This window comes from Mycobacterium heidelbergense (assembly GCF_010730745.1).
In the GTDB taxonomy this organism is placed as follows: Bacteria; Actinomycetota; Actinomycetes; order Mycobacteriales; family Mycobacteriaceae; genus Mycobacterium; species Mycobacterium heidelbergense.
The window spans coordinates 152,575-176,786 of sequence record NZ_AP022615.1 but is presented as its reverse complement, the minus strand read 5'-3'; the positions used below and the strand labels follow the sequence as shown (position 1 = coordinate 176,786).

General features: G+C 71.4%; 23 protein-coding genes. 15 read left to right on the top strand and 8 right to left on the bottom strand.

The genetic code is table 11. The features are described from left to right. The 8 genes from pgsA (at nucleotide 1) to G6N25_RS00775 (ending at nucleotide 7,147) form a co-directional block, all read left to right on the top strand. A complete protein-coding gene (pgsA, locus tag G6N25_RS00810) occupies nucleotides 1-657 on the top strand; it encodes a phosphatidylinositol phosphate synthase (protein ID WP_083072625.1) in 657 nt (218 codons plus the stop codon). Further along, nucleotides 654-1,583, top strand: a complete 930-nt coding sequence (locus G6N25_RS00805; protein ID WP_083072624.1) for a phosphatidylinositol mannoside acyltransferase — start codon at nucleotides 654-656, stop codon at nucleotides 1,581-1,583. The genes pgsA and G6N25_RS00805 overlap by 4 nt, the downstream gene beginning before the upstream one ends. Further along, the gene (locus tag G6N25_RS00800; protein WP_083072623.1) at nucleotides 1,583-2,719 is read left to right on the top strand and encodes a glycosyltransferase family 4 protein; all 1,137 of its coding nucleotides are present in this window, start codon (nucleotides 1,583-1,585) and stop codon (nucleotides 2,717-2,719) included. Before G6N25_RS00805 ends, G6N25_RS00800 begins: the two co-directional genes overlap by 1 nt. Next, on the top strand, nucleotides 2,719-3,765 hold the full coding sequence (locus G6N25_RS00795) for an NUDIX hydrolase (RefSeq protein ID WP_083072622.1): 1,047 nt from the start codon (nucleotides 2,719-2,721) through the stop codon (nucleotides 3,763-3,765). Before G6N25_RS00800 ends, G6N25_RS00795 begins: the two co-directional genes overlap by 1 nt. Nucleotides 3,766-3,834: 69 nt before the next feature. Continuing rightward, nucleotides 3,835-4,743 (top strand): pyridoxal 5'-phosphate synthase lyase subunit PdxS, encoded by a 909-nt coding sequence (pdxS, locus tag G6N25_RS00790; protein WP_083072621.1) that lies wholly within the window; start codon nucleotides 3,835-3,837, stop codon nucleotides 4,741-4,743. Between the two features lie 9 nt (nucleotides 4,744-4,752). Continuing rightward, nucleotides 4,753-5,598, top strand: a complete 846-nt coding sequence (tesB, locus tag G6N25_RS00785) for an acyl-CoA thioesterase II (RefSeq protein ID WP_083072620.1) — start codon at nucleotides 4,753-4,755, stop codon at nucleotides 5,596-5,598. Continuing rightward, the gene (gene pdxT, locus G6N25_RS00780) at nucleotides 5,595-6,191 is read left to right on the top strand and encodes a pyridoxal 5'-phosphate synthase glutaminase subunit PdxT (protein ID WP_083072619.1); all 597 of its coding nucleotides are present in this window, start codon (nucleotides 5,595-5,597) and stop codon (nucleotides 6,189-6,191) included. Before tesB ends, pdxT begins: the two co-directional genes overlap by 4 nt. A 203-nt stretch (nucleotides 6,192-6,394) precedes the next feature. After that, on the top strand, nucleotides 6,395-7,147 hold the full coding sequence (locus G6N25_RS00775) for a YebC/PmpR family DNA-binding transcriptional regulator (RefSeq protein ID WP_083072618.1): 753 nt from the start codon (nucleotides 6,395-6,397) through the stop codon (nucleotides 7,145-7,147). Here the strand turns inward: G6N25_RS00775 and G6N25_RS00770 are convergent, their stop codons facing one another. The 5 genes from G6N25_RS00770 to G6N25_RS00750 are packed head-to-tail and all read right to left on the bottom strand — an operon-like array spanning nucleotide 7,148 to nucleotide 10,747. Continuing rightward, the gene (locus G6N25_RS00770) at nucleotides 7,148-8,695 is read right to left on the bottom strand and encodes a polyamine aminopropyltransferase (RefSeq protein ID WP_083072617.1); all 1,548 of its coding nucleotides are present in this window, start codon (nucleotides 8,693-8,695) and stop codon (nucleotides 7,148-7,150) included. Further along, on the bottom strand, nucleotides 8,692-9,147 hold the full coding sequence (locus G6N25_RS00765; RefSeq protein ID WP_083072616.1) for a DUF350 domain-containing protein: 456 nt from the start codon (nucleotides 9,145-9,147) through the stop codon (nucleotides 8,692-8,694). The genes G6N25_RS00770 and G6N25_RS00765 overlap by 4 nt, the downstream gene beginning before the upstream one ends. 44 nt (nucleotides 9,148-9,191) lie before the next feature. Then, nucleotides 9,192-9,623, bottom strand: a complete 432-nt coding sequence (locus G6N25_RS00760) for a DUF4247 domain-containing protein (RefSeq protein WP_083072850.1) — start codon at nucleotides 9,621-9,623, stop codon at nucleotides 9,192-9,194. Then, a complete protein-coding gene (locus G6N25_RS00755; RefSeq protein WP_083072615.1) occupies nucleotides 9,620-10,132 on the bottom strand; it encodes a DUF2617 family protein in 513 nt (170 codons plus the stop codon). Before G6N25_RS00755 ends, G6N25_RS00760 begins: the two co-directional genes overlap by 4 nt. After that, nucleotides 10,133-10,747 (bottom strand): DUF4178 domain-containing protein, encoded by a 615-nt coding sequence (locus G6N25_RS00750; protein WP_083072614.1) that lies wholly within the window; start codon nucleotides 10,745-10,747, stop codon nucleotides 10,133-10,135. It lies immediately after the preceding gene. A gap of 142 nt (nucleotides 10,748-10,889) precedes the next feature. On the opposite strand from G6N25_RS00750, the gene ruvC reads away from it, so the two are divergent. The 3 genes from ruvC to ruvB are packed head-to-tail and all read left to right on the top strand — an operon-like array spanning nucleotide 10,890 to nucleotide 13,104. Then, nucleotides 10,890-11,468, top strand: coding sequence for a crossover junction endodeoxyribonuclease RuvC (gene ruvC, locus G6N25_RS00745; RefSeq protein WP_083072613.1), 579 nt, complete (start codon nucleotides 10,890-10,892; stop codon nucleotides 11,466-11,468). Next, nucleotides 11,465-12,055, top strand: coding sequence for a Holliday junction branch migration protein RuvA (gene ruvA, locus G6N25_RS00740; protein ID WP_083072612.1), 591 nt, complete (start codon nucleotides 11,465-11,467; stop codon nucleotides 12,053-12,055). The genes ruvC and ruvA overlap by 4 nt, the downstream gene beginning before the upstream one ends. Continuing rightward, a complete protein-coding gene (gene ruvB, locus G6N25_RS00735; RefSeq protein WP_083072611.1) occupies nucleotides 12,052-13,104 on the top strand; it encodes a Holliday junction branch migration DNA helicase RuvB in 1,053 nt (350 codons plus the stop codon). The genes ruvA and ruvB overlap by 4 nt, the downstream gene beginning before the upstream one ends. 4 nt (nucleotides 13,105-13,108) lie before the next feature. On the opposite strand, the gene G6N25_RS24545 is transcribed toward ruvB, so the two are convergent. Further along, nucleotides 13,109-14,629: a PE family protein gene (locus G6N25_RS24545; protein WP_232065901.1), complete on the bottom strand. Its 1,521-nt coding sequence runs from the start codon at nucleotides 14,627-14,629 to the stop codon at nucleotides 13,109-13,111. A gap of 248 nt (nucleotides 14,630-14,877) precedes the next feature. Here G6N25_RS24545 and G6N25_RS00725 point away from each other — a divergent pair, with 248 nt between their 5' ends. After that, complete coding sequence (locus tag G6N25_RS00725) at nucleotides 14,878-15,567, top strand: hypothetical protein (RefSeq protein ID WP_083072609.1); 690 nt, start codon at nucleotides 14,878-14,880, stop codon at nucleotides 15,565-15,567. Between the two features lies 1 nt (nucleotide 15,568). On the opposite strand, the gene car is transcribed toward G6N25_RS00725, so the two are convergent. Together car and gabT are read right to left on the bottom strand one after the other, a co-directional pair. After that, entirely contained in the window at nucleotides 15,569-19,054 is a 3,486-nt protein-coding gene (gene car / locus G6N25_RS00720; RefSeq protein ID WP_083072608.1) for a carboxylic acid reductase, read from the bottom strand. Nucleotides 19,055-19,201: 147 nt separating this feature from the next. Further along, nucleotides 19,202-20,551, bottom strand: a complete 1,350-nt coding sequence (gabT, locus tag G6N25_RS00715) for a 4-aminobutyrate--2-oxoglutarate transaminase (RefSeq protein WP_083072607.1) — start codon at nucleotides 20,549-20,551, stop codon at nucleotides 19,202-19,204. 120 nt (nucleotides 20,552-20,671) lie between these two features. On the opposite strand from gabT, the gene yajC reads away from it, so the two are divergent. The 3 genes from yajC (at nucleotide 20,672) to secF (ending at nucleotide 24,209) form a co-directional block, all read left to right on the top strand. Beyond that, nucleotides 20,672-21,010: a preprotein translocase subunit YajC gene (yajC, locus tag G6N25_RS00710; protein ID WP_083072606.1), complete on the top strand. Its 339-nt coding sequence runs from the start codon at nucleotides 20,672-20,674 to the stop codon at nucleotides 21,008-21,010. A 72-nt stretch (nucleotides 21,011-21,082) separates the two neighbouring features. Then, nucleotides 21,083-22,936, top strand: a complete 1,854-nt coding sequence (gene secD, locus G6N25_RS00705; RefSeq protein ID WP_083072605.1) for a protein translocase subunit SecD — start codon at nucleotides 21,083-21,085, stop codon at nucleotides 22,934-22,936. Between the two features lie 4 nt (nucleotides 22,937-22,940). Beyond that, the gene (secF, locus tag G6N25_RS00700; protein WP_083072604.1) at nucleotides 22,941-24,209 is read left to right on the top strand and encodes a protein translocase subunit SecF; all 1,269 of its coding nucleotides are present in this window, start codon (nucleotides 22,941-22,943) and stop codon (nucleotides 24,207-24,209) included. Nucleotides 24,210-24,212 lie beyond the last annotated feature (3 nt).

Here is a 24,212-nt window from a genome sequence, read left to right as displayed (position 1 = left end):
ATGAGCAAGGTGCCGTTCCTGTCCCGGGCGGCGTTCGCGCGGCTCACCGTTCCGGCCGCCAGGGCATGCCTGCGGGTGGGGTTGACGCCGGACGCCGTCACCATCGTGGGCACGGTCGTGGCGGTGGCGGGGGCGCTGGCGCTGTTCCCGACGGGCAAGCTGTTCGCCGGCGCGGTGGTGGTGTCGTTCTTCGTGCTCTTCGACATGCTCGACGGCGCGATGGCCCGGGAAAGGGGCGGCGGCACCCGCTTCGGCGCGGTGCTGGACGCCACCTGCGACCGCGTCAGCGACGGCGCGGTGTTCTGCGGCCTGCTGTGGTGGATCGCCTTCGGCCTGCGCGACAAACTGCTGGTGGCGGCGACGCTGATCTGCCTGATCACCTCGCAGGTGATCTCCTACATCAAGGCCCGCGCCGAAGCCAGCGGGCTGCGCGGCGGCGGCGGCATCATCGAACGGCCCGAACGGCTGATCATCGTGCTGGTCGGAACCGGCGTCTCGGACTTCCCGTTCGTCCCCTGGCCGCCGGCGCTACCGGTGGCGATGTGGCTGCTCGCGGCGGCCAGCCTGGTCACCTGCGCGCAGCGCCTGCACACGGTGCGGACCTCGCCGGGGGCCGGCGATCCCATGGGCCCCACGGCGGGAACGAGCGAGCCGTGATCCCCGGGAGCCGCCTGGTGACGGGCACCGCGACCGACTGGACCTACGCGGCCGGCTGGATGGCCATGCGGGCGCTGCCGGAGTTCGCCGCCCGCACCGCGTTCGACGCCGGAGCGCGGTACGCGGCCCGCCGCGGCGGCCCGACCCAGCTGCGCAAGAACCTGGCCCGCGTCATCGGTGTGGCGCCGGACGAGGTGCCCGACGCGCTGATGCGCGCCGCGCTGGCCTCCTACGGTCGCTACTGGCGGGAGGCCTTCCGCCTGCCGACGATGAACCTGCCCGCGCTGGCCCGCCAGCTGCACGACTCGGTGCTGGGGCAAGACCATCTGGATGCGGCGCTGGCCGCGGGCCGCGGCGCGGTGCTCGCGCTGCCGCACAGCGGCAACTGGGACATGGCCGGGGTGTGGCTGGCGCACGCCCACGGCACCTTCACCACCGTCGCCGAGCGCCTCAAACCCGAGTCGCTGTACCGGCGCTTCATCGCCTACCGCGAAAGCCTCGGCTTCGAAGTGCTGCCACTCTCCGGCGGCGCCCGCCCGCCCTTCGAGGTGTTGTGCGAACGGCTGCGGGCCAACCGGGTGGTGTGCCTGATGGCCGAGCGCGACCTGACCCGCACCGGTGTCGAGGTCGACTTCTTCGGCGAACCCACCCGGATGCCGGCGGGACCGGCGAAGCTCGCGCTGCAGACCGGGGCGGCGCTGCTGCCGACGCACTGCTGGTTCGAGGGCAACGGCTGGGTCGCGTGGATAGGCCCGGCGCTGGACTGCACCGGCGGCGACACCCAAGCCATCACCCAGGCGCTCGCCGATCGGTTCGCCAAGAACATCGCCGCCCACCCCGAGGACTGGCACATGCTGCAGCCGCAGTGGCTGGCCGACCTGCCCACTGAAAGGCGGGTCAAACTGGCGCGGCTCGAGGACACCTGATGCGGATCGGGATGGTCTGTCCGTACTCGTTCGACGTGCCGGGCGGGGTGCAGTCCCACGTGCTGCAGCTGGCCGAGGTGATGCGCGCCCGCGGGCATCAGGTGAGCGTCCTGGCGCCGGCGTCGCCGCAGGCTTGTCTGCCCGACTACGTCGTCTCCGCGGGCAAGGCCGTCCCGATTCCCTACAACGGGTCCGTGGCCCGGCTGCGGTTCGGCCCGGCCACCCACCGCAAGGTCAGGCGGTGGCTCATACAGGGTGACTTTGACGTGCTGCACCTGCACGAGCCCAACGCGCCGAGCCTGTCGATGCTGGCCCTGAACATCGCCGAGGGGCCGATCGTGGCGACGTTTCACACGTCGACCACCAAGTCGCTGACCCTGACGGTGTTTCAGGGCATCCTGCGCCCGATGCACGAGAAGATCGTCGGCCGCATCGCGGTGTCCGACCTGGCCCGGCGCTGGCAGATGGAGGCGCTGGGTACCGACGCGGTGGAGATCCCCAACGGGGTCGACGTCGCCGCGTTCGCCGCGGCGCCGCGGCTGGACGGCTATCCGCGGCCGGGCAAGACGGTGCTGTTTTTGGGCCGCTACGGCGAACCCCGCAAGGGCATGGCGGTGCTGCTCGACGCGCTGCCGCGGGTGGTGCGGCGCTGCCCGGACGTGCAGCTGCTGATCGTCGGGCGCGGCGACGAGGACGAATTGCGCGACCAGGCCGGCGAATTGGCGAAGCACATGCGCTTTCTCGGCCAGGTCGACGACGCCGCGAAGGCGTCCGCGATGCGCAGCGCCGACGCCTATTGCGCGCCCAACACCGGCGGGGAAAGCTTCGGCATCGTGTTGGTCGAGGCGATGGCCGCCGGCACCCCGGTGGTGGCCAGCGACCTGGACGCCTTCCGGCGCGTGCTGCGCGGCGGCGAGTGCGGGCGGCTGGTGCCGGTGGACCCCCCAGATTTGCAGGCCGCCGCGCTGGCCGGCGCGCTGATCGAAGTCCTGGAGAACGACGTGCTGCGCGAACGTTACGTCGCGGCCGCCTCGGCGGCGGTCCGCCGCTACGACTGGTCGGTGGTGGCCGGCCAGATCATGCGGGTGTACGAGACGGTCGCCGGGTCGGGCGCCAAGGTGCAGGTGGCCAGCTGATGATCTGGCCGATCATCGCCATCGTGGTGCTGGTGGCGCTGGTCGCGCTGGCCGGAGGCTGGGCGTACCGCACGGCCAACCGGCTGGACCGGCTCCACGTCCGCTACGACCTGTCGTGGCAGGCGCTGGACGGCGCGCTGGCGCGGCGCGCGGTGGTGGCGCGCGCCGTCGCGATCGACGGGTATGGGAGTTCTTCGGAGGGTGGCCGGCTGGCGGCGCTGGCCGACGCCGCGGAACACGCGCCCCGGCCCGCGCGCGAGAACGCCGAGAACGAGCTGTCGGCCGCGCTGGCGATAGTCGATCCGGCGTCGCTGCCGGCGGGCCTGGTCGCCGAGTTGGCCGACGCCGAGGCCCGGGTGGTGCTGGCCCGCCGATTCCACAACGACGCGGTCCGGGACACCCTCGCGCTGGCCGAACGACGCCTGGTGCGCGCCTTTCGGCTCGGCGGAACCGCCGCGCTGCCAAGCTATTTCGAGATCGTCGAGCGGCCGCACGCGCTGGCGCACGACGACCTGAGCGCGCCGGGCGTGCCCAACCACCGCACCTCGGCGCGGGCGGTGCTGCTCGACGAGACCGGCGCGGTCCTGCTGCTGTGCGGGTCGGACCCGGCGAACCCCGCCTTCCGGGACGGGGCCGCGCCGAGGTGGTGGTTCACCGTCGGCGGCGAGGTGCGGCACGGCGAGCGGTTGGCCGAGGCCGCCGCGCGGGAGCTGGCCGAGGAAACCGGCCTGCGGGTCGCACCGGCCGATTTGATCGGACCCGTCTGGCGGCGCGACGAGGTCTTCGAGTTCAACGGCTCGCTGATCGACAGCGAGGAGTTCTACCTGGTCCACCGCACCCGCCGGTTCGAGCCGTCCATTGCGGGACGGACCGAATTGGAGCACCGCTACATTCGCGGCGCCCGCTGGTGCGACGCGAACGACATCGCCGCGCTGACCGCGGCCGGCGAACAGGTCTACCCGCGGCAACTGGGCGAGTTGCTGCCCGCGGCCAACCGGCTGGCCGATGGCGCCCGCAACCCCGGCGTCCCCGAGGCGATCCGCTGATCGCGGGGAAACTCGCTCGTCGCTGACCACTAGAGTGGAAGCGCAATGGTTGAGGGAAAGAACGAGCCAATGGACAGCGCCGCAGCGTCGAGTCGGGCAGCAACGGGAACGGCGCGGGTCAAGCGCGGCATGGCCGAGATGCTCAAGGGCGGCGTCATCATGGACGTCGTCACCCCCGAGCAGGCCCGCATCGCCGAGGGCGCCGGCGCCGTCGCCGTGATGGCGCTGGAACGGGTGCCCGCCGACATCCGCGCCCAGGGCGGGGTGTCGCGGATGAGCGACCCCGACATGATCGAGGGCATCATCGCCGCGGTGACCATCCCGGTGATGGCCAAGGTGCGCATCGGGCATTTCGTCGAGGCGCAGATCCTGCAGAGCCTCGGCGTGGACTACATCGACGAGTCGGAGGTGCTGACCCCCGCCGACTACGCCCACCACATCGACAAGTGGAAGTTCACCGTGCCGTTCGTGTGCGGCGCGACCAGCCTCGGCGAGGCGCTGCGACGCATCACCGAGGGCGCGGCCATGATCCGCTCCAAGGGCGAGGCCGGCACCGGGGACGTCTCCAACGCCACCACGCACATGCGGGCCATCGGCGGCGAGATCCGCCGGCTGACGTCGCTGTCCGAGGACGAATTGTACGTCGCGGCAAAGGAATTGCAGGCGCCCTACGAGCTGGTCGCCGACGTGGCCCGCGCGGGCAAGCTGCCGGTCACGCTGTTCACCGCGGGCGGCATCGCCACCCCGGCCGACGCGGCGATGATGATGCAGCTCGGCGCCGAGGGCGTGTTCGTCGGCTCGGGCATCTTCAAGTCGGGCGCCCCCGAGCACCGCGCCGCCGCGATCGTCAAGGCCACCACGTTCTACGACGACCCCGACGTGCTGGCCAAGGTGTCGCGCGGGCTGGGCGAGCCGATGGTGGGCATCAACGTCGAACAGATCGCCGCTCCGCATCGCCTCGCGGAGCGCGGCTGGTAATAATCGGTCGTGGCGATCGAACAGATCCTCGATCTCGAGCAGCTCGAGGTCAACATCTACCGCGGAAGCGTGTTCAGCCCGGATTCGGGTTTTTTGCAACGAACGTTCGGTGGCCATGTGGCGGGCCAGTCGCTGGTGTCGGCGGTGCGCACCGTCGACCCCCGCTACCTGGTGCACTCGCTGCACGGCTATTTCCTGCGGCCCGGAGATGCCCAGGCGCCCACCGTCTTCATCGTCGAGCGCCTCCGCGACGGCGGCTCGTTTTGCACCCGGCGGGTCAACGCCATCCAGCACGGCGAGACCATCTTCTCCATGTCGGCGTCGTTCCAGACCGATCAGGAAGGCATCAACCACCAGGACGCCATGCCGGCCGCGCCGCCGCCGGACGGCCTGCCCGGGCTGAACTCGATCAAGGTGTTCGAGGACGCCGGGTTCCGGCAGTTCGAGGAGTGGGACGTCCGCATCGTGCCGCGGGATCGCCTGCAGCTGGTGCCCGGCAAGGCCGCCCAGCAGCAGGTGTGGTTCCGCCACCGCGACCCGCTGCCCGACGACCCCGTGCTGCACATCTGCGCGCTGGCCTACATGAGCGACCTCACCCTCTTGGGCTCGGCGCAAGTCACCCACCTCGAGGAGCGCGAGCACCTGCAGGTGGCGTCGCTGGACCACGCGATGTGGTTCATGCGGGTGTTCCGGGCCGACGAGTGGCTGCTCTACGACCAGTCGTCGCCGTCGGCCTGCGCGGGTCGTTCGCTGTGTCAGGGCAAGATCTTCAACCGGTACGGCGAGCTGGTCGCGGCGGTCATGCAGGAGGGCCTGACCCGCTTCGCCCGCGGGCATCAGCCCGCACGCCGGTGAGCGCGCCAAGGATCGGGGTGCTGGCGCTGCAGGGCGACACCCGCGAGCACCTGGCGGCGCTGCGCGAGGCCGGGGCCGAGTCGATGCCGGTGCGCCGCCGCGCCGAGCTGGACGCGGTGGACGGGCTGGTCATCCCCGGCGGCGAATCCACCACCATGAGCCACCTGCTGCTCGACTTCGACCTGCTCGAGCCGCTGCGGGCGCGGCTGGCCGAGGGGCTTCCCGCCTACGGCGCGTGCGCCGGGATGATCCTGCTGGCCGGCGAGATCCTCGACGCGGGCGCGCGGGGCCGCCAGGCGCTGCCGCTGCACGCAATCGATATGACGGTGCGGCGCAACGCTTTTGGGCGTCAGGTCGACTCGTTCGAGGGCGACATCGCGTTCGTCGGCCTCGACGGTCCGGTGCGCGCGGTTTTCATCCGCGCGCCCTGGGTGGAGCGGGCCGGCGACGGCGTGCGGGTGCTGGCCCGCGCGGCGGGCCACATCGTGGCGGTGCGGCAGGGCCCGATGCTGGCGACGGCGTTTCACCCGGAGATGACCGGCGACCGTCGCATCCACCACCTGTTCGTCGACATCGTCAACGGCGTCGCCTGACCCACCCCGCGTCGGCGACCCAGCCCGCGTCGCCTGACCCAGCCCGCGTCGCCGACCAGCCCGCGTCGCCGAGCGTCACGCCAGCGTGACCGCCGGCGGCGACCGCCACGCTGGCGTGACGTTCGGCGAGTGTCCGCGCCCACGTAGACTCGTTGGGCGACTTTCGAGCGACAGAAGAGGTGCAGAAGAGGGATGTCACACCGATGAGCGGCCATTCCAAGTGGGCCACCACCAAGCACAAGAAGGCCGTCATCGACGCCCGCCGCGGCAAGATGTTCGCCCGGCTGATCAAGAACATCGAGGTCGCGGCCCGCGTCGGCGGCGGCGACCCGGCGGGCAACCCCACGCTCTATGACGCCATCCAGAAGGCGAAGAAGAGCTCGGTGCCCAACGACAACATCGAAAAGGCCCGCAAGCGTGGCGCCGGCGAGGAAGCCGGTGGCGCCGACTGGCAAACCATCACCTACGAGGGCTACGCCCCCAACGGCGTGGCGGTCCTGATCGAGTGCCTGACCGACAACCGCAACCGCGCCGCCAGCGAGGTGCGGGTGGCGATGACGCGCAACGGCGGCACCATGGCCGACCCCGGGTCGGTGGCCTACCTGTTCTCCCGCAAGGGCGTCGTCACCCTGGAAAAGAACGGCCTGACCGAGGACGACGTGCTGACCGCCGTCCTCGAAGCCGGCGCCGAGGACGTCAACGACCTGGGCGACAGCTTCGAGGTCATCACCGAGCCGGGTGACCTGGTCGCGGTGCGGACCGCCCTGCAGGACGCCGGCATCGACTACGACTCCGCCGAGGCGGGGTTCCAGCCGTCGGTAACCGTTCCCCTCGACGCCGACGGCGCCCAGAAGGTCATGAGACTGGTCGACGCCCTGGAAGACAGCGACGACGTGCAGGACGTCTGGACCAACGCCGACATCCCCGACGAGATCCTGGCCCTGATCGAGGAGTGACTACTCGTACCCGTGCCGCATGTCGTCGACGACGCGCGGGTTGTCCAGGGTCGACGGCTCCAAGAGGCGCGGGCCGACGTCCCCGGAGAAGACGGTGGCGGCGTCCAGCACCCGCTGGTTGAGGAAACGCAGCGGGGGCGCGTCGGCGGGCATCTTCGGGGCCGGCGCGACGTCGCCGCGCCGCGCCAGGGCGAAGCCCCAGTCACCGAACGTGGGCACGTGCACGTGATACGGCGTCACCGCATAGCCGGCGGCCCGGATCGTCGAGACCGTGCGCCAGAACGCCGCCGGCGTGGAAAACGGGCTGCCCGCCTGCACGACCAGCAGCCCGCCGGGGGCCAGCGCACGGGCGGCGAGCGCGTAAAACTCCGTCGAGTACAGCCGGCCCAGCACGGGGGTGTCGGGGTCGGGCAGGTCGACGATGACCGCATCGAAGAGGCCGCCGGGACCGCGTAGCCACGTCATCGCGTCACCGATCACGACGTCGACGCGCGGGTTGTCCAGCGCGCCGGCGTTGGCGTCGCGCAGCGTGGTGCGGGCCACGTCGATGACCGCGGGGTCCAGCTCGACCTGCATGATCCTTCCGACGCCGGGCTGGCGCAGCAGTTCGCGGGCAGCCAGGCCGTCCCCGCCGCCGATCACGAGCACCGAGCGCGCGCCACCGCCGAGCGCGGGATAGACCAAACTCTCGGTGTAGCGGTACTCGTCGCGGGTGGAGAACTGCAGGCCCCCGTCGAGGTAGAGGCGCGTGTCGTTGTCGCGGCGGGTCACCACGATCTCCTGATAGGCCGTGTGCCGGTAGGCGATGATCGGGTCGGCGTAAAGCCGTTGCCTGCTGGTGGTTTCGATGTCGGCCGACCGCACCAGCAGCGTGGCGAGCAGCGCGAGCGCGGCGGCCAGCGCGCACAGCGCCGTCGCCAGCTGGCGCGGGGAAACGACGCGGCGCAGCACGAAGACCGAGACGACGGCCGCCGCCGCCAGGTTGATGATGCCGGTGGCCGCCGCGCCGCGGATCATCCCCAGCTGCGGCAGCAGCAGGAACGGCCAGACCAGCCCGCCGAGCAGCGCGCCGAGGTAATCGGCGGCGTTGAGGTTGGCCAGCGTGCGGCCGGCCTCGGTCGCGCGCGCCGTGCGGCCGCGCTGCAGCAGCGTCATCAGCAGCGGCACCTCGGCGCCGACCAGGCCGCCGATCAGCGCCGTGCCCGCCGCCAGCACCCACGTCGATCCGACCGAGGCCTCCAGGAACGCGAACACCACGTACAGCGCCGCCGCCGACAGGCCGCCGACGATGCCCAGCAGAGCCTCGACGGCGATGAAGGCGATCGCCGCGTGCGCCAGCAGCGGCTTGACCAGCAGGGCGCCCGCGCCCAGCGCGGCGATGTAGCCCGCCACGATCAGCGAGGTGGCGACGATGCCGCCGCCGTTGAGGCTCGCCGACAGCGTCAGCAGCGCGAGCTCGTAGATGATGCCGCACGCCGCGCACGCCGCCACGGCGGCCAGCAGCACCGCGCGCCAGCGCCCCGAAACCGGGGCCTCGACCGACGTCATGACACCGCGGCGGCGGTCACCCCTCCGACGGCCAGCAGCATCAGCGCCACCGCGAACGACGCCGGATGCAGCTCGGGCTCGTCGACGTGCTCGTGGAAGCTGCCCGGTATCACCACGTGCAGCGTCAACAGCGCCACGCCCAGCAGCAGCACGCCCATCAACCCGTACACCGCCACGCCCACCAGGCCCTGCCCCAGCTGGCTGTAGCTGTTGGCGATGGCGCTGATGATGACGGTGGTGAGCGCGATGTACATCGCGCTGGCGATGACGACGGCGTTGGGCCGGCGATCGACGAACACCAGTTGGCGCAGCTTCCCCGGGGTCAACACGTCGACCATCCAGAACCCCACGACCAGCACCGCCATGCCGACCAGGAAGTACAGGATCGTCGCGACCACGCCCTTGAAAACGGGGTTGAGGTCGACGGTTCCGATCTCGACGGCGAGATACATGGTTGTCTCCTTGAACTAAAGGGGTGTTTTCCTCCGGTGCGGCGTCACTTGGTCCCACCGGGACCGCCGGGGGTCCCGCCGGCACCGCCCGACGGGGATCCGGGGGTAAATCCGGGGCCGAGGAAGATGAACGCGCCGTGGTTGTATCCGGCGTTCAGGCTTTCCACGCGGATGCTGCACGGGCGATCGCCGTCGGGCCCGACGATCACGATGTCGTTGCTGTAGCGCAGGTATTGGTTGTCGCCGTTGGCGGCCCGCGCCTCGGGGGCCTGGTAGGCGGCGAGCGCGTCGGCGACCCGGGCCGGTGACCCGGTGCAGACATAGCGCGTCCCGTTCGCGTCCCAGGAGTACTCCTGGTAGTGGCTGGCAATGTAGGACGCGATGTTCTTGTGCAGCAACGTGATTCCAAAAATCAGCGACGCGGTGGCGGCGACGGCCAGCGCGCCCGAAATCAGGAACAGGCGATTGCGGCTCATGGACGCCACCGGCTCGCCGTGTGGACCACCGTGCCGCCGGACCCCACGGGGTGGCGCGGATACAGGTGCCAGGTCTGCCACCGCCAGCCGGCGCCGTCGGGCTCGGCGGCCAGCGCGGTCAGGGCGGCGTCATCGCCCGGAAAGGTGCCGCCCAGCCAGCCGGGTTCGCGCGCGCAGCGGTCGCGCAGCTCGCGGGCCAGACGCCGGAAGGCGGCCTCGTCGCGCGTCTCGGTCCGAGATTGCAGGCTGTAGCCGGGGGCGTCGGTGCGGTCCGGCAGGTCGCCCCCATGGCCGCGGGCGGTGCAGGAAACCTGCTCGGAGAAGCGGCCCGCGGCGTGCTCGACCGCGACGACGTGCGAGGCGCCGAGGACCCCGAGCAGCAGCGCGCCGCCGTCGGGGTGCTCAAGCGAACAGGCCGCCAGCGGCGGCGGCGCGGGCGCGTTCAGCGCGAGTCCCAGCCTTTCCCCGGAGACGTCCGCCGGGGTCACGGCGAGCCGATGAAGCGGCACCTACGATCCCGGAGTGGGCGGCGGCGCCGGGTAGACGGTGAGCTCGCCGGGCACCACAGGCTTGCCCGTCGAGATCTCCCACGGCATGTCCGGGGCCCAGCGCTCGAACGACAGCAGCGCGGACTCGTCGGCGTTGGCGCAGTCGAGGAATTCCATCTCGCCGCCCGCCGGCAGGCCGGTGGTGCCCTCGGTGGTGTAGGAGGAGCGGCCGCGCTCGGACTCGTGAAACGTCACGCCGTCGACGACGTACCGGTCGCCGGGCTGCAGCGCGACGTCCCTGCGGGTGACCCACATCGCCAGCTTCAGGCGCCCGTCGTCCTCCTCGACGCTGAACCAGATCGGCTGGTCGCCGCCCTCCAGCAGGTGCTCCCACCACACGAACGGGCCCTCGCGGAACGTCACCGACCCGCGCACCACGTAGTCGACGCCGCCGTAGCTGACGATGGCGCCGGGGCCGAGTTGGCGGGGCCCGAACTGGGGCATCGCGTTGAACGACAGCGGGTCCTGACGCCCGCCCGGCCGGGCCGCCTTCCCGGGGCGCCGCAAAGCGATCACCAGCACCACGATGGACGCGATGAACAACACCGCCGCGAGGACGACCAGCAGTGTTCCCACGCGAACCCTTCCGTTGACGCGGCGGCCGAGCGAATGTGGGCTTTAAGTTAACAGCTTTTGCCGGGGCGCCGCGTGTCCTACCGGGACCCGTCGGTCCCGACCGCTAGGCTATCGAACAGCTGTTCGTACGAAGGAGCGGGTAATGCGCGTGATGGGCGTCGACCCCGGACTGACCCGATGCGGGCTGTCGGTCGTCGAGAGCGGGCGCGGGCGAAACGTCGTCGCTCTCGACGTCGACGTGGTGCGCACCCCGTCGGACGCCCCGTTGGCCAGGCGGCTGCTGACCATCGGCGATGCCGTCGAGCACTGGCTGGACACCCATCGCCCGGACGTCGTGGCCATCGAGCGGGTGTTCTCCCAGCTCAACGTGACGACGGTGATGGGCACCGCGCAGGCCGGCGGCGTCATCGCGCTGGCGGCGGCCAGGCGCGGCATCGACGTGCACTTCCACACCCCCAGCGAGGTCAAGGCCGCGGTCACCGGCAGCGGGTCAGCCGGCAAGGCGCAGGTCACCGCGATGGTCACGAAAATCCTTGCGCTGCAAGCCAAACCGACGCCGGCCGACGCGGCCGACGCGCTGGCCCTGGCGATCTGTCACTGTTGGCGCGCGCCGATGATCGCCCGGATGGCCGAGGCCAAAGCCAAGGCCGACGCCCTGGCCGCCCGGCAGCGGCACGCCCACCGGGCCGCGTTGGCGGCGAAGCCGAAGGCCGCCCGATGATCGCCTCGGTGCGCGGCGAGGTGCTCGAGGTGGCGCTCGACCACGTGGTGATCGAGGCGGCCGGCGTCGGCTACCGGGTGAACGCCACGCCGTCGACGCTGGCGACGCTGCGGGCCGAAACCCAGGCCCGGCTGATCACCGCGATGATCGTGCGCGAGGATTCGATGACGTTGTACGGGTTCGCCGATTCCGACACCCGCGACCTGTTCCTCACGCTGCTGTCGGTGTCGGGGGTCGGGCCCCGGCTGGCGATGGCGACGCTGGCGGTGTACGACGCCGCGGCGCTGCGGCAGGCGCTGCACGACGGCGACGTGGCCGCGCTCACCCGGGTGCCCGGCATCGGCAAGCGCGGCGCCGAACGGATGGTGCTGGAGTTGCGCGACAAGGTGGGCGGCCTGGCGGCCGGGGCCGCGCCGGCGCTCAACGGCCACGCGGTGCGGGGCCCGGTGGTGGAGGCGCTGGTGGGCCTCGGTTTCGCGGTCAAGCAGGCCGAGGAGGCCACCGACAAGGTGCTGGCCGGCGAGCACGACGCGACGACGTCCAGCGCCCTGCGTGCCGCCCTGTCGCTGCTCGGGAAATCGAAATGAGCGAGTTCGACGACCCGGACGAGCGCGAGGTCTCGCCGGCGCTGACCGTCGGCGAGGGCGACATCGACGGCAGCCTGCGGCCCCGCTCGCTGGGGGAGTTCATCGGCCAGCCGCGGGTCCGCGAGCAGCTGCAGCTGGTCATCGAGGGCGCCAAGAACCGCGGCGGCACACCGGATCACATCCTGCTGTCGGGCCCGCCGGGGCTGGGCAAGACGTCGCTGGCGATGATCATCGCGGCCGAGCTGGGGTCCTCGCTGCGGGTGACGTCCGGCCCGGCGCTGGAACGCGCCGGCGACCTGGCCGCGATGCTGTCCAACCTGGTCGAGCACGACGTGCTGTTCATCGACGAGATCCACCGCATCGCCCGGCCCGCCGAGGAGATGCTCTACCTGGCGATGGAGGACTTCCGGGTCGACGTGGTCGTCGGCAAGGGCCCCGGGGCGACGTCGATTCCGCTGGAGGTGGCGCCCTTCACCCTGGTCGGCGCCACCACCCGGTCCGGCGCGCTGACCGGCCCGCTGCGCGACCGGTTCGGTTTCACCGCGCACATGGACTTCTACGAGCCCGCCGAGCTGGAGCGCGTGCTGGCGCGTTCGGCCGGGATCCTGGGCATCGAGCTGGGCGCCGAGGCCGGTGCCGAGATCGCCCGGCGCTCGCGGGGCACGCCGCGGATCGCCAACCGGCTGCTGCGCCGGGTCCGCGACTTCGCCGAGGTGCGCGCCGACGGGGTGATCACCCGCGACGTCGCCAAGTCCGCGCTCGCGGTCTACGACGTCGACGAGCTGGGCCTCGACCGGCTGGACCGGGCGGTGCTGTCGGCGCTGACCCGCGGCTTCGGCGGTGGCCCGGTCGGGGTGTCGACGCTGGCGGTCGCGGTGGGCGAGGAGGCCGCCACCGTCGAGGAGGTGTGCGAGCCGTTCCTGGTCCGGGCCGGCATGGTCGCGCGCACCCCGCGCGGCCGGGTGGCCACCGCGCAGGCCTGGACGCACCTCGGCATGACCCCGCCGGCCGGGGCCGCCGGGCTCGGCCAAGCCGGGCTGTTCGAGTAGGCGGCTACGACGATCCGTTCGCCCCGCCAGCGCCACCGTATGTACCGCCGCTGCCGCCGGCGCCGCCATGCCCACCGTTGACGCCGTTGCCGCCGTTACCGCCGTAGCCGATGAGTGCCGGCTCGAAGGAGCCGTCGGAAGTTAAGCCGGCGTTGCCGCCGTTGCCGCCATCGGCAGGCTCGACGCCGCTGCCGCCGGTGCCGCCATGGCCGCCGACGCCGAGGCTGAGGAGACCGCCGCCGTCGCCGCCGTCGCCGCCATGGCCGCCGGTTCCGACGTGAGTGGAGCTGCCAAAACCGCCGACGCCGCCGACGCCGCCGAGACCCGCGCCGATGAGCGCGGCGCCCTGCCCGCCGTGGCCGCCGGCGCCGCCGGTGTCGGTGGCGAACCCGCCGACGCCGCCGACCCCGCCGAGACCCGCGCCGATGAGCGCGGCGCCCTGCCCGCCGGCGCCGCCAACGCCCCCGAGGCCGGTGCCGGTGCCCCCGATGCTGCCGACCCCGCCGACGCCTGCGCCGATGAGGGCGGCGCCCACGCCGCCCTGGCCGCCCGCGCCGCCGGTGTCGGTGCCGGTGCCGCCGCTGCCGCCGGCACCGCCGACGCCGGCGCCGAGGAGCGCAGAGGCCTCGCCGCCCTGGCCGCCGACGCCCCCGATGTCATGGCCGGTGCCGCCGGCGCCGCCGGCACCGCCCATGCCAAAGAGCAGACCGCCTCCGTCGCCGCCGGTGCCCCCGGCACCGCCGGCGGTATAGCCCTTTCCGCCGGCGCCGCCCGCGCCGCCGACCGCTCCGGGTCCGCTGCTGGCGCCGCCGTTGCCGCCGGCCCCACCAGTTCCATTGACGGCGTCACCGCCGGCTCCGCCCTTGCCGCCCCAGCCGAACATGGGGGCGTTGCCGCCGGCCCCGCCGGCACCACCTGTCGCGCCTGTGACGGTCGTCGCGCCTCCGGCGCCTCCGGCGCCGCCGTTGCCGAACAACCACCCGCCATGACCGCCGGCACCGCCGGCCCCGCCGAGAAAGCCGGCGCCGCCGGCCCCGCCGGTGCCGATCAGCCCCGCAACGCCACCGTTGCCGCCGACCTCGGTGGTGGTCCCGCTGGTGAAGCTATAGCCGTTACCGCCGTTGCCGTACAAAATCCCGCCGGCGCCGCCGTTGGGATTGCCCGACGTGCCGTTGGCGCCGTTGCCGATGAGCGGGCGGCCCAACAGCGCGTTGGTCGGCGCGTTGATCAAACCCAGCACGTTCTGCTCGAACGTCTGCAACTGCGCCGCGTTGGCCGCCTCGGCGCCGGCATACGCCCCGGACGCCGCACCCAGCGCCTGCACGAACTGGGAGTGAAACGCCGACGCGTGCGCGCTCAGCGCCTGGTATGCCGACGCGTATTCGGAAAACGTCGACGCAATAGCCGCCGACACCTCGTCACCGGCGGCCGCCAGCACGCCCGTCGTGGGCACTTCTGCCGCCGCGTGGGCCGCGGTCAGTGTCGAGCCGATGCCCGCCACGTCCTGCGCCGCCGCCGCCAGCATCTCTGGGTTTGCGATCGCGAACAAGCCAGAAACCTCCATCGAAGTCAGCGCCACATAACGTCAAGGGGAGCCACCACTTATTTGACATGTGACCGCTAGCAAGAACTTATCCCAACCGAGCGGGGCGTGCAGGGCTCCCGCGGGGGCTTCCCCTGCCGGCCGCGCTCGCGGTGCCAAGCGGGTTACATCCCGGCGCGGTCGGGTACCCAGCGGATGCCCGTGTAGCCGGTGCCAATCGAGGAGATGTGATGAAACACGCAGAAAAAGACTACTCAGGCAGGGTGGGCATGCCGCGTTCGCGCGGGGCGGTCAGCGGCGTGCTCCTGGTCATCCTGGGTGCCTGGGGCGCGTTGATCCCGTTCGTCGGCCCCCACTTCAATTTCGCGTACACGCCCGACCAGGACTGGGCGTGGACATCGGCCCGGGGCTGGCTCGAGGTGCTGCCCGGGGCCGCCACCGTGGTGGGCGGCTTGCTGTTGATCGTTTCCGGAAATCGCGTCAGCGCGATGCTGGGAGGCTGGCTGGCCGTCGTGGCCGGCGCGTGGTTCGTCGTCGGCGGCGAGATCGCGCCGCTGTTGGGAATCGGGTCCGCCGGCGATCCCGTCGCCGCCACCGAACGCAAGCGGGCCGCGCTCGAGGTGTCCTATTTCTCGGGCCTGGGCGCGCTGATCATCTTCGTGGCCGGGATCGTCCTGGCCCGCACCGCGGTGCGGCTGGCGCGCGACGTCGAACCCCTCGAACCGGTGCCGTCGGCGCCGGGCGGCGAACCGTCGTACCTATCGGGGTTGGAGGAGCCGGCCTCCGACGCGCTGACCAGGCCGCGGGTGGAGCGATCCGGGCCTTCGGAAGGCGAGCCGAAGCGGGGATGGCGCCGCCGGGGCGCGGCGGCGGGGTCGCCGGGCGCCGCGTATCTGCGGTGGCCACACCCCCAGGGCTGACTCAGAGCAGTCCGAGCAATTCCAGGTCCGTGGCGTACTTGACGATGATCGGCGCGCCGACGTGCGGAATATCTTTGTCCGGGCCAATTTTCGCGTCCTGCACCGCGGCGCGGAACCGGTCGGTCGGCGCCAGCGATCCGCGGATCGGCTTCTCCGGCTTCTGGTAGTTGTGCAGCAGCGGCAGCAGCGAGTACTGGCGTTGCCGCTCCGGCAGGGCCCGCATGGCCCCGTCGAACCGGCGCAACCATTCGCCGTAGTCGGCGACGCGCTGGATCGGGTAGCCGGCCCCGTTAGTTGGCGAGACGAGCCAGTCGACGTACTCGTCGAGGCCGATGCCGTCGTCGTACGGGTTCATCACGTGATACGTCCGGTAGCCCTCGCCGCCCCGCGTGCCCAGCGTGGAGATCGCCTCGGCGATGAACTCGACGGGCAGCCCGTCGTAGTGCGCGCGCTGCCGGTTGCCGTCGGCGTCCAGCTCGTAGAACGAGCCGGGCGCGATGCCGGTGGCGATCAGGCTCAGCATCAGCCGGGTGAACATGTCGGGCAGGTTGAGCTGGCCGGCGTAGGTGGTGTCGGCCAGGATCATGTCGCAGCGGAACACCGCGACGGGCAGGCCGCACAGGTCGTGGGCCTCGCGCAGCAGCACCTCGCCGGCCCACTTGCTGTTGCCGTAGCCATTGGCGTAGCCGTCGTTGATCCGCCGCGTCGGGCTGACCCGGCGGATGTCGGCGTCCTCGACGAACATGCCCGGCTCGATCTGGTCGCCCACCCCGATCGTGGACACGTAGACGTACGGCTTCTGCTTCGTGGTGAGCGCGATGCGGATCAGCTCCGCGGTGCCCAGCGCGTTCGGCCCGAACAGCTCGCTGTAGGGCAGCACGTGGTTGACCAGGGCGGCGGGGTCGACGATCAGGTCGACGGTGTCGGCCAGCCGCTGCCAGGTCGCCGCGTCCAGGCCGAGGTTGGCCTCGCCCTTGTCGCCGGCGATGACCTCCAGGTGGTCGGCGGCCAGTTCCCGGTAGTGGGCCAGCAGCGTGGGGTCGCCGCTATCGAAGGTTTCGTCCAGCCGTTCCCGCGCGGCGGCGTCGGACTTGGCCCGCACCAAAGCGATCACCTTGCCGTCGACCAGGTCCATCCGCTCCAGCCACTCCAGCGCCAGGTAGCGGCCCAGAAAACCCGTTGCGCCGGTGAGCAACACGGTGCGCACCTCGGCGCTGGGCCGCGGCAGCGTCGGCGCGGCGGCCAGCGTCGAGGCCTCGATGAACTTGTCCAGTGTCAGGTCGCTCGCGTGCACCTCGACCGCGTCCCGGCCGTGCACCGAGGCGAAGGTGGGCCGCTTGGTGCCCCGCCGTTCGCCCTCGATGTAGTCGGCGATGGCCGCCAGGTCGTTGGCCGGGCTGACGATGACGCCCACCGGCACGTCGATGTCGAAGATCTCGCGCAGCAGGTTGCCGAATGTCAACGCCGACAACGAGTCTCCGCCCAGGTCGGTGAAGTGCGCATCGGGGGACAGGTCGGTGGTCGACGCGCCCAGCAGGGCGGCCGCGGCCCGGCTGACCGTCTCGAGCGCGGGACGGTCGGCGCCGGTGCGGCGCAGTTCGGCCAGCTCGTCGGCCTGCCCCCGGGACAGCTCGGCGTACAGCCGCTCGAGCCGCTCGCCGTAGTGCTGCCTCAGCTTCGGCCACGCCAGCTTGCGGATGCCGGTCAGCAGACCGTTCTCCAGCGTGAATGGCGTTGTCTCGATGAGGAAGTCGCGCGGCACCTCATAGGACTGGAGTCCCGCCTCTTTGGCGACGCGCTGCAGCGACTCGGCGATCGCCCGCTTCGACGCGTTCTCGTCGGTCGGCACGACGACCGCCAACAGGTACGGGTGCGCGCTGTTGCCATAGATGTAGATCTGGCGCACCAGCGGGCTGTTGCCGAACACCGCCTCCAGCTTCGCGACGGTGACGAACTCGCCCTGCGCCAGCTTCAGCACGTTGTTGCGGCGGTCGACGTAGACCAGCCGGTCGGGGCCGACCTCGGCGACGACGTCCCCGGTCCGGTAGTAGCCGTCGGCGTCGAACACGCCCGCGGTGACCTCGGGCCGCTTGTAGTAGCCGGGGAACATGTTCTGCGTCTTGAGCAGCAGCTCGCCGCGCGGATACGGCCGGTCGGTGGCGAAGTAGCCCAGGTCCGGGACGTCGACCAGCTTGTAGTCGATGACCGGCGGACGCTGAATTTCGCCGTCGAACAACACCATTCCGGCCTCGGTGGAGCCGTAGCCGTCCACCAGGTGCATCTCGAGCAGGGATTCGACCCACTCCTTCAGCTCCGGGGAGATGGGCGCCGAGCCGGTCATCGCGAAGATGAATCGCCCGCCCAGCTGGTATTGCCGCAGCTCGTCCATCACCTCGGCCTCGCCGGCCCCGCGGTCGACCTGCCGCTGGTATTCGCCGTAGAGGGTCTCCCAGATGCGCGGCACGAAGTTCAGCTCGGTCGGCCGCACCAGCTCCAGGTCCTCCAGCAGCGTCGAGAGGTCGCTCTTGGCGGCGAAGTAGGCGGTGCCGCCGTTGCCGAGGGTGCCGTAGAGGATGCCGCGCCCCATGACGTGGCTCATCGGCATGAAGTTGAGGGTGATCGACGCGGCGCTCTCGCCGAACCAGTTCCGGCTCGACCGCCGCCACATCTTGCCGACGTTGCTCTGCGGGTACATCGCGCCCTTGGGCGCGCCGGTGCTGCCGGAGGTGTAGATCAGCAGGGCCAGCGGGTCCTGCTCCTCGGGCGCCGCGACGGTCGTCGCGGGCAGGGCCTTCCCGCGCTCGAGGACGTCGGTGAGGGTCTCGACGACCACGGCGGCGCCGGCCAGCCGGGCGCGGGCGGCGTCGACGGCCTCGCGGTGGTCGTCGACTTGCGGGTGGTAGTCGAACACCACCAGCGTGGCGGGCGCGGGGCTGGCGTGAACGCCGCTCAGGATCAGCTCGACGGCGTCGGGCAGCTGGTCGACGCTCGACGCGATCAGGCTCGGCTCGGTCTCGGCCACGATCGGCCGCAGCTGGGTGAGGGCGGCGCTGGTCTGCAGCGGGACCGACACGGCGCCGACGACGCCCAACGCCATGTCGATGGTGGCGTAGTCGACGCTGTTGAAGCCCAGCACGCACACCCGGTCGCCCGGCCGCAGCGAGCCGTGCGTCAAGGCGCGCGCCAGCGCGTCGACCCGGTCGCCGAGCTCGCCATAGGTGACGGTCTCGTAGCGGGGAAGCAGCTCCAGCGAGGTGCGCCCGGTCTTGGGGTCCTCGACGAACTCGACGACGCGCTGTCCCAGCGCCGGTCGTTCCGCGTAACCGGCCAGCGCGGTCCGGATGATCTGGGGCAGCCGCAGCCCGGGCCGTTCGAGGGCCGCGGCGACGGCCGGGTCGGGCCTGGCGGCGGCGAATTGCGGGTCGTTGGCGGTCAGGTCGTCGACGCGGCGTGCGAGCCGCTCTTCCTGAGTGGTGATAGCCGGCATGACAAATCCCTCTTAGCGCTTAACAGCTGGGTAGTTCGATCGCGCGACATTGCGCTGACCAATAGAACGTTAGCTAAACTAACGGTATTCCTCAACGATCTCGGCGCGGGAAGGTGTGTGAGATTTCGCACCCGGCGATCCAGGGGTCTAGAGGTCGCCCAGGATCCGGCCCAGGATGTCGAGCCCCTCGACCAGCAGCTCGTCGCCGATGGTCAGCGGGGGCAGCAGCCGGATGACGTTGCCGAACATGCCGCACGTCAACACGATGACACCGGCGGCGTGGGCCGCGGTGGCGAGCTTTTCGGTGAGTTCACGGTCGGGATCGGCCGTCCCCGACTTCACCAGCTCCACGGCGATCATGGCGCCGCGGCCGCGCACGTCGCCGATCCGGTCTTCGGCGGCCTGCAGCCGCAGCAGCCGCCCGGTCAGGATCCTTTCGATCTGCCGCGCCCGCTCGATCAGGCCGTCGCCCTCGATGGTGGCGAGGGTGGCCAGCGCCGCCGCGCACGCGACCGGGTTGCCGCCGAACGTGCCGCCCAGGCCGCCGACGTGCGGGGCGTCCATGATCTCGGCGCGGCCGGTCACCGCCGACAGCGGCAGCCCGTCGGCGATGGCCTTGGCCGTGCAGATCAGGTCGGGCTCGAGGCCGTCGGGGCCCTCGTGCTCGCACGCGAACATCGCGCCGGTGCGCGCGAACCCGGTCTGCACCTCGTCGGCGATGAACAGCACGTCGTTGCGGCGGCACCAGTCGAGCAGGGCGGGCAGGAATCCCTCGGCGGGAACGATGAATCCGCCCTCGCCGGCGATCGGCTCGATGATGATGGCGGCCAGGCTGTCGGCGCCGACCTGGCTCTCCATCACGCCGATGGTCCGCGCGGCGGCCTTTTCGCCGTCGGTGGCCAGTTCCTTGTCGAGCAGGCCGTCCCGGTAGGGGTAGGACAGCGGCGCCCGGTAGATCTCCGGCGCGAACGGGCCGAAGCCGCTCTTGTACGGCATGGACTTGGCGGTCAGCGCCATCGCCAGGTTGGTGCGGCCGTGGTAGGCGTGGTTGAACGCCACCACGGCGGGCTTGCGGGTATAGGAGCGCGCGACCTTGACGGCGTTTTCGACCGCCTCGGCGCCGGAGTTGAACAACACCGACCGCTTCTCGCCGGGGCCCGGGGTGATCCGGTTGAGCTCTTCGGCGACGGCGACGTACTCCTCGTACGGCGTCACCATGAAGCAGGTGTGGGTGAAGTCGGCCGCCTGCTCGCGCACCGCCTCCACCACCCGGGGCGACGAGTTGCCGATCGTAGTGACCGCGATGCCGGAACCCAGGTCGATGAGCCGGTTCCCGTCGACGTCCTCGACGATGCCGCCGCCGGCGCGCGCCACGAACACCGGCAGGGAGACGTTCACCGCGCGGGACACCGCGGCGGCCCGGCGCCGGTTCAGTTCCAGCGATGCGGGACCGGGGATTTCGGTGACCAGCTGGCGGCTCTGCTCGAGGCTGGCCACGACGCTCTCCTCACCGCGGCGCGCTTGTCGCGTCGCGGATCAAGCCTATCCGGTAGGCCGTGCGTCGGCCGGGCGGAGCGGGCGTCGTGCGCGACCTGCGGTGCTGGCAGACTGGCCGTCATGGAGAGTTTGGTCTTGTTCTTGCCGTTCCTGCTCATCATGGGCGGCTTCATGTACTTCGCGTCGCGCCGGCAGCGGCGGGCGATGCAGGCCACCATCGACCTGCACGACTCGCTGCGGCCGGGCGACCGGGTGCACACCACGTCCGGGCTGCGGGCCAGCATCGTCGCGATCACCGACGACACCGTCGATCTCGAGATCGCGCCCGGCGTGGTGACCACGTGGATGAAGCTGGCCGTCCGCGACCGCATCCCGCCCGAGGACGACGCGGACCCCGGCGACGACGAGGGCGCCGGCGACCCGGAAGACTCCGGCGAACGGGTGATTAAGGATTCCTGACCGACCCGGGCGGCAGCGGCACGTAGGCTCTGTCGGGGTAAGAAACCGATTCGTCAAGGAGATACAAGGAACGTGGCATCGTCTTCGGCGCCGGTCCACCCTGCCCGCTACCTGTCGGTTTTCCTATTGCTGCTGATCGGCGCGTATCTGCTGGTGTTTCTCACCGGCGACAAGCGGGCCGCGCCCAAGCTCGGCATCGATCTTCAGGGCGGCACCCGCGTCACGTTGACGGCCCGCACCCCGGACGGCTCGGCGCCGAGCCGGGAGTCGTTGGCGCAGGCGCAGCAGATCATCGGCGCGCGGGTCAACGGGCTCGGCGTGTCGGGTTCGGAGGTCGTCGTCGACGGCGCCAACCTGGTCATCACGGTGCCCGGAAACGACGGCAACGAGGCCCGCAACCTGGGCCAGACGGCGCGGCTGTACATCCGGCCGGTGCTCAACTCGGTGCCGGCGCAGGCGCCCGAGCCCAAGCCCGGACCCCAGGCGGGAACGCCGCCCGGCGCCCCTCCCGGTCAACCTGGACCGGCCGGACCGGCCGGGCCCGCTGGGCCGGCGCCCGGCCAACCGGCGCCCGGCCAACCCGGGGCCGTCGCGCCGCCGCCCGGCCAACCCGGTGCGGTCGCGCCGCCGCCGGCCCCACCCGCGCCGCCCGGCCAACCCGGCGCCCAACCGCGGCCGTACCCGCAGGACCCGCCGCCGACACCCAGCCCGGAGCCGAATCCCGCGCCCGCGCCGGCGCCCGGGGCGCCGGCCGAGCAGCCCGCACCGCCGGCCGCCCCGCCCGCGCCGGCGGACCCGCGCAAGGACCTCGCCGAGCGCATCTCCGACGAGAAGAAGTGGCGGCAGAACACCCGGCAGGGCATCCAATACCTGGCCCTGCAATTCCAGGCGACCCAATGCAACAAAGACGACATCCTGGCCGGCAACGACGACCCGACGCTGCCCCTGGTGACCTGCTCGACCGACCACAAGGCGGCATACCTGCTGGGGCCGTCGATCATCAGCGGTGACCAGATCCAAAACGCCACGTCGGGCATGAACCAGCGCGGCATCGGCTACGTCGTCGACCTGCAGTTCAAGCCCGCGGCGGCCAGCACCTGGGCGGACTTCACCGCCGCCCACATCGGCACCCAGACCGCGTTCACCCTGGACTCCCAGGTGGTCAGCGCGCCGCTGATCCAGGAGGCCATCCCGGGCGGGCGGACCCAGATCACCGGCGGCGACCCGCCGTTCACCGCCTCGACGGCGCGCCAGCTCGCCAACGTCCTGAAATACGGGTCGCTGCCGCTGTCCTTCGAGTCCTCGGAAGCCCAAACCGTCTCGGCGACACTGGGATTGACCTCGCTTCGGGCGGGCCTGGTGGCCGGCGGGATCGGCTTGATCCTGGTGCTGCTGTATTCGCTGCTGTACTACCGGGTGCTGGGGTTGCTCACGGCCCTGTCGCTGATCTGTTCCGGCGCAATGGTTTTCGCGATCCTGGTGCTCCTGGGTCGCTATATCAACTACACGCTGGACCTGGCGGGCATCGCGGGTCTGATCATCGGCATCGGCACCACCGCCGACTCGTTCGTGGTGTTCTTCGAACGCATCAAAGACGAGATCCGCGAAGGCCGATCGTTCCGCTCGGCGGTGCCACGCGGCTGGGTGCGGGCGCGCAAGACGATCGTGTCGGGCAATGCCGTCACGTTCCTGGCCGCCGCGGTGCTGTACTTCCTGGCGATCGGCCAGGTGAAGGGGTTCGCCTTCACCCTGGGCCTCACCACGATCCTCGACCTGGTGGTGGTGTTCCTGGTGACCTGGCCGCTGGTGTACCTGGCATCCAAGTCCGCGAGGCTGGCGAAGCCGGCGTACAACGGCCTTGGAGCCGTTCAGCAGGTCGCCCGCGAACGCCGGGCCGCCGCGCACGTGACGACGGGACGGGGATAGCGCGATGGCGTCCAACGACAACACCGGCGCCGAAACCGAGGCGACCGAGATCACCGAGGCCGAGGCCGTGGAGCCGGCCGACGGCGCCGCCCGGCTGCCGCGCCACGGTTTCATTTCCCGCCTCTACACCGGCACCGGCGCGTTCGAGGTGGTGGGGCGCCGCCGGCTGTGGTACGGCATCAGCGGCGCGATCGTCGCGATCGCGATCGCGAGCATCATCCTGCGGGGCTTCATTTTCGGGATCGATTTCAAGGGCGGCACGACGGTGTCCATGCCCGCGACGGGCGGGGCGGGCACGGTCCGGACCGCGCAGGTGTCCGACCTCTTCAAAAAGACCATCGGCCGTGACCCGGAATCGGTCGTCATCGTCGGCAACGGCTCCTCGGCGACCGTGCAGATTCGCTCGGAAACGCTGACCAACGACGAGACCACCAAGCTGCGCAACGCCCTGTTCGACACCTTCCAGCCCAAGGGCAGCGACGGCAAGCCCAGCAAGGCGGCCATCAGCGACTCGGCGGTATCGGAGACCTGGGGCGGTCAGATCACCAAGAAGGCGCTGATCGCCCTGGCGGTCTTCCTGGTGCTGGTCGGCCTGTACATCATGGTGCGCTACGAGCGCTACATGGCGATCTCGGCGCTGACGACCATGTGTTTCGACCTGACCGTCACCGCCGGCGTGTACTCACTGGTCGGGTTCGAGGTCAGCCCGGCCACGGTCATCGGCCTGCTGACCATCCTCGGTTTCTCCCTCTACGACACCGTCATCGTGTTCGACAAGGTCGAGGAGAACACCCACGGCTTCCAGCACACCACCCGGCGCACCTTCGCCGAGCAGGCCAACCTGGCGATCAACCAGACGTTCATGCGTTCCATCAACACCAGCCTGATCTCGGTGTTGCCGGTGCTGGCGCTGATGGTCGTGGCGGTCTGGCTGCTGGGCGTCGGCACGCTGAAGGACCTGGCGCTGGTGCAGCTGGTCGGCATCCTGGTCGGCACCTACTCCTCGATCTTCTTCGCCACCCCGCTGCTGGTCACCCTGCGTGAACGCACGCAGCTGGTGCGCGGTCACACCCGCCGGGTCGTCAAACGGCGCAGCCCCACGGCCGAGGCCGCCGAGGAAGCGACGCCGTCGGCCGCGGAAACCGCCGAGGAGGCCACCGCCGCCGCGGCGTCGACCACGCCCGCACCGAACAAGCCGGCTCCGGGCGCACGCCCGGTGCGGCCCACCGGGGTCCGGCGCCCGACCGGCAAGCGAAACGCCGGCCGGCGGTAGGCC